15 protein-coding genes are annotated in these 13,058 nt (G+C 55.2%); 12 read left to right on the top strand and 3 right to left on the bottom strand.

The features are described 5' to 3' along the window. Positions 1-9 precede the first annotated feature (9 nt). Positions 10-663, bottom strand: coding sequence for a uracil-DNA glycosylase (locus N8E88_RS30050; RefSeq protein ID WP_262293718.1), 654 nt, complete (start codon positions 661-663; stop codon positions 10-12). Positions 664-675: 12 nt separating this feature from the next. Next, a complete protein-coding gene (locus N8E88_RS30045) occupies positions 676-1,251 on the bottom strand; it encodes a LabA-like NYN domain-containing protein (protein WP_262293717.1) in 576 nt (191 codons plus the stop codon). A 299-nt stretch (positions 1,252-1,550) separates the two neighbouring features. Between N8E88_RS30045 and rpoZ the strand changes: the two genes are divergently transcribed. The 12 genes from rpoZ (at position 1,551) to N8E88_RS29985 (ending at position 11,632) form a co-directional block, all read left to right on the top strand. Continuing rightward, positions 1,551-1,949 carry a DNA-directed RNA polymerase subunit omega gene (gene rpoZ, locus N8E88_RS30040; RefSeq protein ID WP_262293716.1) on the top strand — a complete coding sequence of 133 codons (399 nt, stop codon included), beginning with the start codon at positions 1,551-1,553 and terminating at the stop codon, positions 1,947-1,949. A 160-nt stretch (positions 1,950-2,109) separates the two neighbouring features. Further along, a complete protein-coding gene (locus N8E88_RS30035) occupies positions 2,110-4,329 on the top strand; it encodes a RelA/SpoT family protein (protein ID WP_262293715.1) in 2,220 nt (739 codons plus the stop codon). Positions 4,330-4,338: 9 nt separating this feature from the next. Then, positions 4,339-4,917 carry an orotate phosphoribosyltransferase gene (gene pyrE, locus N8E88_RS30030; RefSeq protein WP_262293714.1) on the top strand — a complete coding sequence of 193 codons (579 nt, stop codon included), beginning with the start codon at positions 4,339-4,341 and terminating at the stop codon, positions 4,915-4,917. Positions 4,918-4,993: 76 nt separating this feature from the next. Next, the gene (locus tag N8E88_RS30025; protein WP_262293713.1) at positions 4,994-5,557 is read left to right on the top strand and encodes a DUF2062 domain-containing protein; all 564 of its coding nucleotides are present in this window, start codon (positions 4,994-4,996) and stop codon (positions 5,555-5,557) included. Continuing rightward, positions 5,554-5,958, top strand: coding sequence for a holo-ACP synthase (acpS, locus tag N8E88_RS30020; protein WP_262293712.1), 405 nt, complete (start codon positions 5,554-5,556; stop codon positions 5,956-5,958). Before N8E88_RS30025 ends, acpS begins: the two co-directional genes overlap by 4 nt. A 78-nt stretch (positions 5,959-6,036) precedes the next feature. Next, positions 6,037-6,819, top strand: coding sequence for a signal peptidase I (gene lepB / locus N8E88_RS30015; protein WP_410010637.1), 783 nt, complete (start codon positions 6,037-6,039; stop codon positions 6,817-6,819). A gap of 7 nt (positions 6,820-6,826) precedes the next feature. Next, the gene (rnc, locus tag N8E88_RS30010) at positions 6,827-7,537 is read left to right on the top strand and encodes a ribonuclease III (protein WP_262293710.1); all 711 of its coding nucleotides are present in this window, start codon (positions 6,827-6,829) and stop codon (positions 7,535-7,537) included. Continuing rightward, a complete protein-coding gene (era, locus tag N8E88_RS30005) occupies positions 7,537-8,478 on the top strand; it encodes a GTPase Era (protein WP_262293709.1) in 942 nt (313 codons plus the stop codon). Before rnc ends, era begins: the two co-directional genes overlap by 1 nt. A 15-nt stretch (positions 8,479-8,493) precedes the next feature. Continuing rightward, positions 8,494-9,261, top strand: coding sequence for a DNA repair protein RecO (recO, locus tag N8E88_RS30000; RefSeq protein WP_262293708.1), 768 nt, complete (start codon positions 8,494-8,496; stop codon positions 9,259-9,261). A 164-nt stretch (positions 9,262-9,425) separates the two neighbouring features. After that, positions 9,426-10,832, top strand: coding sequence for a PTS galactitol transporter subunit IIC (locus N8E88_RS29995; RefSeq protein ID WP_262293707.1), 1,407 nt, complete (start codon positions 9,426-9,428; stop codon positions 10,830-10,832). Between the two features lie 21 nt (positions 10,833-10,853). Continuing rightward, a complete protein-coding gene (locus N8E88_RS29990; protein WP_262293706.1) occupies positions 10,854-11,315 on the top strand; it encodes a PTS sugar transporter subunit IIA in 462 nt (153 codons plus the stop codon). Positions 11,316-11,344: 29 nt separating this feature from the next. Further along, on the top strand, positions 11,345-11,632 hold the full coding sequence (locus N8E88_RS29985; protein WP_262293705.1) for a PTS sugar transporter subunit IIB: 288 nt from the start codon (positions 11,345-11,347) through the stop codon (positions 11,630-11,632). A gap of 55 nt (positions 11,633-11,687) precedes the next feature. Here N8E88_RS29985 and N8E88_RS29980 read toward each other — a convergent pair whose 3' ends face one another. Then, entirely contained in the window at positions 11,688-12,926 is a 1,239-nt protein-coding gene (locus N8E88_RS29980) for an MFS transporter (RefSeq protein WP_262293704.1), read from the bottom strand. Between the last annotated feature and the right edge of the window lie 132 nt (positions 12,927-13,058).

Here is a 13,058-nt window from a genome sequence, read left to right as displayed (position 1 = left end):
GACAGCAAATTACGTAGCAATATCATCAAGATAGCCTCTGACCTCTGCGAACACACCCTTGAACATCCCTGTCGTCAAGCGGCCGGTATTGGTGTTGTAGCGCGAGCAATGATAGCTCGAAAAGATCCGGATACTGCCGACGTCGGATTGCCCGCCATGGCTGAAGGGAAACTTCGCCACGGGCTGGGCAAAGGCCCGGACCGTCGATTGGTGCGCGATGGTTCCGAGGGTGACAATGGCGCGCAAATTGACGAACTGTTCGATGGTCGGGGTCAAAAACCGCCGGCAATTGCTGATTTCGCCGCCAACCGGCTTGTTTTCCGGCGGAACGCAGCGAACCGCATTGGTGATGGCCGTATCGATCAGTTGCAGGCCATCATCGGGGCGCGCTGCGAATGTACCGCGCGAAAAACCGTATTCATTCAATGTGTTATAGAGAAGATCGCCGGCATAGTCGCCGGTGAAGGGCCGTCCTGTACGGTTGGCGCCGCGCAGGCCGGGCGCCAGACCAACGATGAGCAGCCTGACCGATTGAACGCCATTGACGGGCAGGAAGGTTGGTACGGGCGCATTGTGCCAGCCCGGCTCCTTCACCCGCCATTCGGCGATGAAATCATGCAGGCGGACGCATATGGGGCAATCGGGAGAGGGTTCGACGCTCAAAACCCGTCGCGATCAATAATCGACCTGTTCTTCTTCGATCCGCGGCCTCGGCGCCCGTTCGGATGGCTCACGGCCGATCTCGGCCCGGAGCGATGTCAGATCGATGAAATGATCGGCCTGGCGGCGCAACTCGTCCGAAATCATCGGCGGCTGCGTCGATAGCGTCGAAACGACGCTGACCTTGCGGCCTTTGCGCTGCAGTGCCTCGACCAGTGAGCGGAAATCGCCGTCGCCGGAAAAGATAACGAAATGATCAACCGTATCAGTGAGTTGCATGGCATCGACAGCAAGCTCGATATCCATATTGCCCTTGATCTTGCGGCGGCCTGCAGAATCCGTGAATTCTTTTGCAGGCTTGGTCACGACCTTATAACCATTGTAGTCGAGCCAGTCGATCAGCGGCCGAATTGAAGAATACTCTTGGTCTTCGACCAGTGCGGTGTAATAATACGCACGCAACAGATAGCCGCGTTTCTGGAAAGCTGAGAGCAGTTTGCGGTAATCTATATCAAATCCGAGTACCTTGGACGCTGCGTAGAGATTTGCACCATCGATAAACAGGACGATCTTTTCGCGGGGATCAAACATAATAACGTTCCATTTCAAAAATCTGAGCTTCAATTTCAAATCAGCTGGAGAATAACAAAGCCCGATCTGATCTTATACGAAAGTTGAATATTTAATTACGTCGGGTTGCGCCAAAAGCCAAGACCTCGATTGAAGATTTGTATATGTTTTTGGACATAAGTGCTCAACATTCGGTGAGGTACCATACGGTATTCGTTCCGTGTAGCGCGAACTTTCGGCGCTTTTGCTTGTTTTTTGCGTGCAAGCACGTTATGTCCCCATTAATCCGCTAATTCAGTTAAAAATGAAAGGGGCAGTTTATGGCCCGTGTCACTGTTGAAGATTGCGTTGACAAGGTTGAGAACCGTTTTGAGCTGGTTCTGCTGGCTAGTCACCGCGCGCGCCTGATTTCGCAAGGTGCATCGATTACCATCGATCGCGATAATGATAAGAACCCGGTCGTTGCCCTGCGCGAAATCGCAGAAGAAACGCTTTCGCCCGGTGACCTGAAGGAAGATCTCATTCATTCGCTGCAGAAGCATGTGGAAGTCGATGAGCCCGAAGCAGCCGCTGTGCCGCAGGTTACTGCAGACAGCGATGTGACAGAGACTGTCGAGACCGATGCTGACGACAATGTTTCCTTCGATTCGATGTCGGAAGAAGAATTGTTGGCCGGTATCGAAGGGCTGGTAGCCCCCGAGAAGAGCGACGACTACTAAGAGACTGTTAAACGTCTCTACATCAAATCTCTTTTTGATGCGTCGCAGTCTCTGCGGCGCATTATTTTTGCGTGTTGGTAACGCAATTACCATATAGGCGGCATAACAATTCTATCTTCGACCAAATTCTGTTTGTGTGTAACTCCGGAGACCCCCATCCATGATGCGTCAGTATGAGCTTGTCGAGCGTGTGCAGCGTTACAAGCCTGACGTCAACGAGGCGTTGCTTAACAAGGCCTATGTTTATGCCATGCAGAAGCATGGTCACCAGAAACGCGCATCGGGCGATCCGTATTTTTCCCATCCGCTGGAAGTCGCTGCCATCCTGACAGACATGCACCTCGACGAAGCGACAATCGCCATCGCCTTGCTGCATGACACTATCGAGGATACCTCAGCGACACGACAGGAAATCGACACGTTATTCGGCCCGGATATAGGCAAGCTTGTCGAGGGGCTGACCAAGCTGAAGAAGCTGGATCTTGTCTCGAAAAAGGCCGTTCAGGCTGAAAATCTGCGTAAATTGCTGTTGGCGATCTCTGATGATGTGCGCGTCTTGCTCGTCAAGCTCGCCGACCGCCTGCACAATATGCGCACACTTCATCACGTTCCCGAAGACAAGCGCCTGCGCATCTCAGAGGAGACGATGGATATCTATGCGCCGCTGGCTGGCCGCATGGGTATGCAGGACATGCGCGAGGAGCTGGAGCAGCTCGCATTCCGCTACATCAACCCTGAGGCCTTCAACGCCGTCACAAATCGGCTTGCCGAGTTAATGGAGAAGAACAAGGCGACGCTGAAGCAGATCGAAACCGATCTTTCCAGCCTGTTCGAAAAACACGGCGTCAAGGCCAGCGTCAAAAGCCGGCAGAAGAAAGCATGGTCGGTGTTCCGCAAGATGGAGAGCAAGGGCCTTTCCTTCGAGCAGCTATCGGACATTTTCGGGTTTCGGGTCGTCGTCGATACGGTTGCCGATTGCTACAACGCCCTCGGTATCATTCACACGACCTGGTCGATGGTTCCGGGCCGGTTCAAGGACTACATTTCGACACCGAAGCAGAACGATTACCGTTCAATTCATACGACCATCGTTGGTCCATCCCGCCAGCGCGTCGAACTGCAGATCCGCACCCGCGAGATGAACGACATCGCCGAATATGGCGTCGCGGCGCATTCGATCTACAAGGATCGCGGCAGTGCACAGAATCCCCACGTCATTTCGACAGAAACCAATGCCTATGCATGGTTGCGCCAGACTATCGAGGCGCTGGCGGAGGGCGACAATCCAGAAGAGTTTCTTGAGCATACGAAGCTCGAATTGTTTCAGGATCAGGTCTTCTGCTTCACGCCGAAGGGCCGCCTGATTGCACTGCCGCGCGGCGCTACTCCCATTGATTTCGCTTACGCTGTGCACACGAATATCGGTGACAGCTGCGTGGGCGCCAAGGTCAATGGCCGCATCATGCCGCTGATGACCGTTCTGCATAACGGCGACGAAGTGGAGATCATCCGCTCCAAGGCACAAACACCGCCTGCCGCCTGGGAATCGATCGTTGTCACAGGCAAGGCGCGCGCTGCCATTCGCCGCGCCACGCGGCTGGCTGTGCGCAAGCAATATTCCGGCCTCGGCATGCAGATACTTGAGAGGGCGTTCGAGCGGGCAGGGAAGGTCTATTCGCGCGACGAATTGAAAAAGGGCCTGCCTCGTCTGGCGCGCAAGGAGATCGATGATGTTCTGGCTGCAGTCGGGCGCGGTGAATTGCCATCATCCGACGTGATGAAGGCGGTCTATCCGGAGTATCAGGACGCCAAGCCGAAGCCGAGCGCGCCCGACCGCGAGGAGGGCTGGGTGAATTTCCGCAACACTTCCGGGATGATCTTCAAAATGCCGGAAGGTGCCGAGGCTGCTGGTCTGGAACCGGGTGGACCGAACGCCCTGCCGATCCGTGGCGCTAGCCCGGATATGCCTGTGCACTTCTCGCCTGAAGGTGCGGTTCCAGGCGATCGGATCGTCGGCATTCTTCAACCGGGCGCAGGAATGACAATCTATCCGATCCAGTCCTCGGCGTTGATGGCCTATGACGATCAGCCGGAGCGCTGGATCGATGTTCGATGGGATATAGATGAGAGCCGCCGCGATCGTTTCCCGGCTCGCATCAACATTTCGGCGATCAATGCCCCGGGATCGTTAGCGGAAATTGCGCAGATCATTGCTGAGAACGAGACAAACATTCACAATCTTTCAATGGTCCGTACAGCCCCGGATTTCACACAAATGATCGTTGATCTGGAAGTGTGGAATCTCAAACATCTCAATCGGATATTGACAAAACTTAAAGAGAGCAAATGCGTCAGCGATGCGCAGCGCGTTAGCGGATAGAGAGGCGGAATGAATACAAACGAGGTTCTGGAAGTGTTTCGCGAGGCGGGGGCGGTCTTGGAAGGCCATTTCATCCTGACATCAGGTTTGCGCAGCCCGATCTTCTTGCAGAAAGCCCGCGTCTTCATGCATGCTGACAAGACCGAGCGTGTCTGCCGCGGCCTCGCGGAAAAAATTAACGTCGCCGGACTCGGCCAGATTGATTATGTGGTTGGTCCCGCCATCGGTGGTATCATTCCGGCCTACGAGACATCACGGCATCTGGGCGTTCCGGCGATCTGGGTCGAGCGTGAAAATGGTGTTTTCAAGCTTCGTCGCTTTGACATTGCCAAGGGTGCGCGTGTCGTCATTGTTGAAGATATCGTGACGACAGGGCTTTCCATTCGTGAAACAGTCACCTGCCTGCAGGAATTGGGCGCGAATGTGCTGGCAGCAGCGTGTATCATCGACCGGTCTGCTGGAAAAAGTGATGTTGGAGTGCCGTTGATAGCGCTGGCAGAATATGAAGTGCCGGCCTATCCTGCTGACGACCTTCCGCCTGAACTTGCCGCAATTCCGCCTGTTAAGCCCGGTAGTCGCAACATCTGAATGAACTAAATGAACCAAAGCGCATTTGACACATTCAAAGTATACGTTGCTTTGGTGCAGAAGGACTTGAATAGAAATGCTTTTCAAGAGGCGTAAAGAACCTTGCCTGCGGGAACGGCTGCGCGTGGCGCTTTGGCCTCGCCGTTCCGTCGGTCGGTCTTTACGCTATTTCGGCAAACGTGTGCTGAGACTGAGAGCGTCTCCCCACGCGATCGCGGCGGGATTTGCATGTGGAATTTTCGCCGCATTCATTCCGCTTCTCGGCATCCATATTGCTGTTGCCCTGACCATAGCCTGGTTGATCGGAGGCAACGTCGCCGCGGCAGTTATCGGGACAACTCTGGGCAATCCTCTGATACTGCCTTTCATCTGGGCCGCAACGCTGGAGGTCGGCCGCTTTGTCTTGAGCGGCAGCTTGAGTGGAGAACCCTTGCCGCCGCATCTCGGATCTATGCTCAGGCATCTGGATTTTCTCGTTCTGTGGCAACCGCTGATCAAGCCCATGCTGATCGGAGCCGTTCCGCTCGGTCTCATCGCAGCGCTTCTCATCTATTTTCCTGTGCGCTGGACAGTGGCTAGCTTCCAGCATCGGCGGCAAAAGGCCTCGTTCAGACTTGAGAAGGCAATCGAGCCGACATGATCATTGGAATCGGCAGCGATTTGATCGATATCAGGCGTATTGAAAAGACGCTTGAACGCCACGGTCGCCGTTTTGTCGAGCGGGTATATACCCCGGTCGAACAAGCCAAGTCTGACCGCCGCAAAGAGCGTGCCGCGTCCTATGCCAAGCGTTTTGCCGCGAAGGAGGCCTGCGCCAAGGCTCTCGGCACAGGTCTGTCACGCGGTGTGTTCTGGCGCGACATGGGCGTCGTCAACCTGCCCAGCGGTGCACCCACCATGCAACTCACAAATGGAGCGGCGCAACGGCTCTCGGCAATAACTCCTGCCGGCTGTTCCGCACGAATTCATTTGACCATCACCGATGATTTTCCCCTTGCACAAGCATTTGTGATTATCGAGGCGCAGAGAATCGAAGAATAGCCTTAATCAAACAGCATTGAGCGGCATTGCCCCCCGCGCGTTCAGCGGTTAAGAGGGGGCACATTGATTTTTGGAGATATGAGGCACGTGAGCGACAAAGCTGTTGTGAAGAATTCTGGTGGTCTTGGTGAGACGATCAGCGTCATCGTGCAGGCGCTGCTGCTCGCACTGGTCATCCGGACGTTGCTGTTTCAGCCCTTCAACATCCCATCGGGCTCGATGAGGCCGACCCTGCTTGAAGGCGACTATCTGTTCGTCTCGAAATTCTCCTACGGTTATTCCAAATATTCGATTCCCTTTGCGCCCGATCTGTTTTCGGGCCGCATCTGGAGCGGAGAGCCGAAACGTGGTGATATCGCCGTCTTCCGCAAGCCCAATGACACGTCTTTGGATTTCATCAAGCGCGTTATCGGACTGCCGGGTGACAAAATCCAGATGCGCGGTGGTGTACTCTACATCAATGATGTGGCCGTACCGCGCGAGAAGGTTGGCCAGATCGACAATCCCGACGTTACCGAAGTCAACCGACCCGTCGACGTCTATCGTGAAACGCTGCCGAACGGCGTCACCTACGATACGCTTGATCTGACGCCGAATGGCCTCGGCGACGACACGCGGGAGTTTATCGTTCCAGCAGGAAACTACTTCATGATGGGCGACAACCGGGACAATTCGAGCGATAGCCGTTTTGACGTGGGCTATGTTCCGCTTGAGAATTTCGTTGGCCGCGCCAACCTCATCTTCTTCTCGATCGCCGACAAAGCAAGCCCGTTAGAAATTTGGCGCTGGCCCTCGGACGTTCGCTTCGGTCGCCTGCTGCATAGCGTCAACGGCACTCCAAACTCCGTCCAGAATAATTGATGATCCAATGAGCCTGTCCGCCGACGCCGTTCGCAGACTGGAGGAAAAAACCAGGCACACTTTTCGCGATCTAGGTCGTCTGGAGCGTGCGCTGACACATGCAAGCGCACGCCCGTCAGCCGGGTCCGACTATGAACGCCTTGAGTTCCTGGGCGATCGCGTTCTTGGCTTGGTGATCGCCGAACTGTTGTTCCGGGCCTATCCAACCGCGACGGAAGGAGAACTGTCGTTGCGGCTGAATTCCCTCGTCAATGCCGATACCTGTGCGTCAGTTGCTGACGAGATCGGTCTGCACGAGTTTATTCGTACTGGCTCCGATGTGAAGGGCCTTGCCGACAAACGGCTCAAAAGCCTGCGTGCCGACGTGGTTGAATCGCTGATCGCCACGATTTATTTGGACGGCGGACTGGAAGCGGCGCAACCTTTTATCGAGCACTATTGGGATGCCCGCTCGCGCGAAATCAACTCGGCGCAGCGCGATCCGAAAACGGAATTGCAGGAATGGGCGCACCAGCAGAATGGCGCTCAGCCGATTTACAGCGTGGTCGACCGCACAGGCCCCGATCACGATCCACAGTTTACGGTGAAGGTCGATGTCAAAGGCTTCGATCCCGCGACCGGCATGGGCCGTTCGAAGCGCATTGCCGAACAGGAAGCCGCAGTTGCGTTGCTTTATCGTCAAGGCGTTCGTAAGAAGACGCAGGAAGAAGAGCCATAATGACCGAACAAGAACAGACAACAGAAGTCGACGCAAAGCCCGATGTTCCAACCCGCTCGGGCTTTATCGCTTTGATTGGCGCGCCGAATGCCGGCAAGTCAACTCTGGTCAACCAGCTCGTTGGAAGCAAGGTGTCGATCGTTACCCATAAGGTGCAGACGACGCGCGCGCTGGTGCGCGGCATCGTCATTCACGAGCAGACGCAGATGGTACTGGTCGATACGCCGGGCATTTTCAAGCCGAAACGCCGTCTGGACCGCGCAATGGTCACGACTGCCTGGGGTGGAGCCAAGGACGCCGATCTCATTCTGGTACTCATCGATGTCGAGCAAGGGATCGACGAAGAGGCCGAAGCGATACTCGGCAGTCTCCATGAGAAGAAGCGAAAGGTGATCCTCGTCCTTAACAAGGTGGATCGTATCGAAGCGCCAAAGCTGCTGGAACTGGCGCAAAAAGCCAATGAAATGGTCAGTTTCGACAAGACCTTCATGATTTCCGCGCTGAAGGGTTATGGGTGCAAGGATCTGTTGAAATACCTTGCCGACAATTTGCCGGAAGGTCCGTGGTATTATCCGGAGGATCAGATTTCCGACATGCCCATGCGTATGCTTGCAGCGGAAATCACCCGCGAAAAGCTCTATCTGCGACTGCACAACGAGTTGCCCTATTCCTCACACATCGAAACTGAGAGCTGGGAAGAAAAGAAAGACGGCTCTGTTCGCATTCAGCAGGTGATCTACGTCGAGCGCGACAGCCAGAAGAAAATTGTTCTCGGACACGAGGGGCAAGCAATCAAAGCCATCGGCCAGGCCGCGCGCAAGGAATTGATGGAAATCCTCGAGCAGAAGGTGCATCTCTTCCTTTTCGTCAAGGTTCGTGACAACTGGGGCAATGACCCCGAGCGTTACCGCGAAATGGGCCTTGAATTCCCAAACTCATAGCGCCAGTCTCGTTATATGGAATGGCATGACGAGGGCATAATCCTTGGAACAAGGCGACACGGGGAAACCAGTGCCATCCTTGAGTTGATGACGCGCGAACACGGCCGCCACATGGGACTGGTACGCGGCGGGCGTTCTCGTCGCATGCAGCCGTTGTTGCAGGCGGGTAATCGCGTCGACGTCATCTGGCGGGCGCGTATAGATGAACATCTCGGCATGATGCAGGTCGAGCCCGTCAGCTTTTCTGCTGCGCGATTGATAGAGCAGCCGGTGGCGCTTTACGGGCTGCAACTTGCGGCCGCGCATCTGCGGTTGCTTCCCGAGCGCGATCCGCATCAGAATTTGTTCGAAACGCTGGCGATCATCCTCGAACATTGCGAAGATACACTGATCGCCGGCGAACTCCTTGTACGTTTCGAAGTGATGATGCTCGAGGAACTGGGTTTCGGTCTGGACCTGAAACGCTGCGCCTCCACGGGCTCGGATCAGAACCTGACCTATGTATCGCCGAAATCCGGACGCGCAGTCTCGCGCGATGCCGGAGCGCCATGGGCAGACAAGCTGCTTGCCATGCCGCCGTTCATGGTCAATTCAAGCGTGCGCGCTGCATCGCTTGCCGAGATCATCGCTGGGTTCCGGTTGACCAGTTTTTTCTTCACCCGGCATGTCTGGGAACCCAGAGCACAAAAGCCGCCTGAAGCACGCGACGGCTTCCTGAATGCTGTTGCCAGATCATTGTCGAATTCGGTGATTTCTTCGTCCGAGACCAGCCAACTCCTTTAAAACTTGTTGAAAAACTGCAACTTTGCGATCTGAATTTTGCCAAACCGTGTCCTGGCGGAAGTCATGCGTTGACTTACCAAATTGCATATGAGTACACATTGATGCATTGCAGAATACAAATGTTCTGCGATGTGCGGTCGAGGAGGACTGCGGGGGAGGAATGAATGGATAATATCTTGACGGGCTTGAAAGCCGCCGTCGACGCAATGGGACCGACTGTCCTTTTGCCAATTGTAATTTTCATCATTGCGCTGGTTTTGGGGGCAAGACCGGGCAGGGCGTTCCGGGCCGCCGTCACAATCGGCGTTGCCTTCATCGGTATCAATCTGGTTCTCGGGCTGATGCTCACGTCGATTGGTGATGTCGCCAAGGCGATCGTCACCAATACCGGCATCCATCGCGACATTGTGGATGTGGGTTGGCCATCGGCCGCAGCGATCGCTTTTGGATCGTCCGTCGGTCTGTGGGTCATCCCGATCGCCATTGTGGTCAATATAGCGCTGCTGTTGACGCGGCTTACCCGCACGTTGAACGTCGATGTTTGGAACTTCTGGCACTTTGCCTTCATCGGCTCGCTCGCCGTCGCGGCTACCAACAGCCTCACTTACGGCTTGATCGTTGCGGCGCTGATGGTTGCATTGTGCCTGCTGTTCGCGGATTGGTCCGCGAGGGCAGTACAAAAATTCTATGGAATCCCCGGTATTTCCGTGCCGCATCTGGCATCGGCGCAAATCCTTCCGATTGCGATCATACTCAATTGGATCATTGATCGTATCCCCGGGATCAACAAAATCGAGCTCAACACCGAAACCTTCGAACGGCGTTTTGGTGTTTTCGGTGAGCCGGTCATTCTCGGTCTCATCATTGGACTGGTGCTTGGCATCATCGCCTACTACAACGCCGGTGATTTCGGGGTAGTGCTCACGAAGGTGCTCCAGACCGGCATGACACTGGCAGCTGTCATGCTGCTGCTTCCACGCATGGTGAAGATCCTGATGGAGGGCCTTTTGCCTGTTTCCGATGCTGCGCAGGAATTCGTGCGTAAACGTACCGGCGATCGCGAACTGCTGGTGGGGCTCGATTCCGCCATCCTCATCGGTCACCCCGCGGCAATATCGTCGTCGCTCATTCTTGTGCCGATCGCGATCATCCTGTCGATCATCCTGCCCGGAAACCGCGTTATCCTGTTTGCTGATCTCGCGGTCATTCCGTTCCTTGTCGCCATGACTGCGCCACTTCTCAAGGGCAACGTCTTCCGCATGGTGATCGTCGGTATTGTCACTCTGGCTGTCGGCTTTTACGTTGCCAATGCCCTTGCTCCGCTCTTCACGGCTGCAGCGCAATCATCCGGCTTCCAGATGCCTGCAAATGCAGTGCAGATCACAAGCGTTGTCGATGGCTTCCTGTGGATACCCTATGTCGTCATTGCCCTGATCCAGAATTTGGGCGCAGCTGGGCTTGCGGTGCTGGCAATTGTCATCGCCGGGGCCTTCTGGGCCTATCGACGCAATACAGCCGCGTGGGAGCGCGCAGCAGGTGCCGACGATCTCGGGACAGATGAAACCGTTTAACAGCACCAGTGGAGTAGATGAATGGCGCAAGCCTTGATGAACTATCTTGATCCCGGGGCGATTGTCCTCGGGGTCAAGGCCGCGACAGACCAGGATGTCATCCGCATCTTGGCAGATCGATTGTTAGCGCTGGGATATGTCAAACCAAGCTTCGCCGATGCCGTGATCGCCCGTGAGGTTATGTTGCCTACGGGCCTGCCGCTTGGCTGTGATAACAACGTAGCTGTTCCCCACACGGATCCCGAACATGTGCTGAGGCCCGGTTTGGCACTTGCAACGTTGGTTGAACCAGTGTCGTTTTCCAATATGGAAGATCCGGACGAGAAGCTGCAGGTCAGCGTGGTTTTCCTGATGGCCCTCAATGACAAGGACAAGCAAATCGAAATGTTGCAGCAGATCGCAGGCACAATTCAGTCACCCGAAATTATTTCGGCGCTGATTCAATCCGAATCGGTGGAAGACGTGTCCCGCATTCTGCGATAAGTCTGCATTAAAGATTAGGGAGGAACCTTATGGCCAGGCAGAAGACTGTGCTTTTTGCATGCGGAACGGGTATCGCCACGTCGACAGTGGTAGCGCATGCGGTCGAAGATGCAATGAAGGAGCGTGGCATCCGCTTCAATTCAAGGCAGTGCAAGACGACGGAAGTCGCAGGACAGATCGATGATGTCGATCTCGTCGTCACAACAGCACAGCTGCCAAAGGATCTTGGCAAGCCTGTCATCACCACACTGGCGTTTCTGACAGGCATCGGTAATGCGGAAGCGCTCGACAAGATTGAAGCTGTTCTGAGAGACTGAGGCCGGAAACTGCACAAACAAATCTGCCGTTCGCTAGCTTGAACGGCGTATTTCTCTATTCCGCCGGCTGTAGGGCAGGGCGTGCCGCGGCAGTCTCTTCAATCGGCCAATGCACGATCGCCGCAAATATGCCCAGCGCGACTCCAAGCCACCAGACCGGATCGTAACTGCCGAAGTGGTCATAGAGGTAGCCGCCGAGCCAGACACCCAGGAACGAGCCAATCTGGTGCGAGAAAAACACAATGCCGCCGAGCATGCCGAGATAGCGGGTGCCGAACATTATGGCCACGAGTGAGTTTGTCGGTGGCACGGTCGAAAGCCACATCAGTCCCATGAGGATCGCGAACACAATGACGGAAGTTCCTGTTTGCGGAAGGAGTAAAAAGGCCGTGACCAATATCGAACGACCAATGTAGAGGAACGCCAGAAATTTCGGCTTGGAATAGCGCTGGCTGATGACGCCTGATGCGAGCGAGCCGATGATGTTGAAAAATCCGATGAGTGCCAGCGCCAGTACCGCATAGGTAGCATCGATGCCAATGTCGCCCAGATACGCAGGAAAATGTGCCGTGATAAATGCCACCTGAAATCCGCAGACGAAGAAGCCCGTCGTCAGTAGCAGATAGCTCTTGTGTGCCAATGCTTCCTTCAATGCCTGGCCAATCGACTGCTTGTATTGAGCTTCCTTGGTTCTTCCGCTTGAGGAATTGCCGCGCAGAGGTATGGCAAGGATCGGAACAATCAACATTGCCAGCCCGAGATAAACCAGACCATCCGACCAGCCGAACCGATCGATGAGGCCTTGACTGATCGGTGCAAAGACGAACATGCCTGCGGAGCCCGCCGCAGTGCCGATACCGAAGACGAAGGTCCGGCTGGCGGCCGAAACGTTACGCGCAAAGGCCGATAGAATGACGCCAAAGGAACCTGCGGCAATGCCAAGGCCCACGAGGACCCCGCCGCCGAGATAGAGAATGCCCGGCGATGTGGCCCAAGCCATCATGACCAGGCCGCTCGAATAGAATAGCGCCGACAGAAGCAGCACGCGCCACGTGCCATACTTGTCGGCGATCGCGCCAAAGAATGGCTGTCCGGCACCCCAGAACAGATTCTGCAGTGCCATGGCCATGCCAAACGTAGTTCTATCCCAGCCCTTCTCGGCAAGCATCGGCAGTTGGAAGAATCCCATCGCGGAGCGCGGCCCAAATGTCAAAAGCGCAATAAGACAGCCGGCAATGATAATGAGCCACGGTACGCCGGACTTTTGGACGACATTTGCTTCGTTCTGCGGCATGGCCGTCTCCTTTTATGGAAGGAGCAGGATTATCCTATTTGTCATCCCAATCAATTGAATAGAGTTGATTGGTACTTAAATGAGTTTGATGGGTAGTTCGGGAATTGCTGAATTGCGTTGCGTCTCGTGAGT

Origin of the sequence: Phyllobacterium zundukense (genome assembly GCF_025452195.1) — a bacterium.
GTDB lineage: Bacteria > Pseudomonadota > Alphaproteobacteria > Rhizobiales > Rhizobiaceae > Phyllobacterium > Phyllobacterium zundukense_A.
The sequence above is the reverse complement of the archived record's forward strand: the minus strand, read 5'-3'. Positions and strand labels throughout refer to the sequence as shown.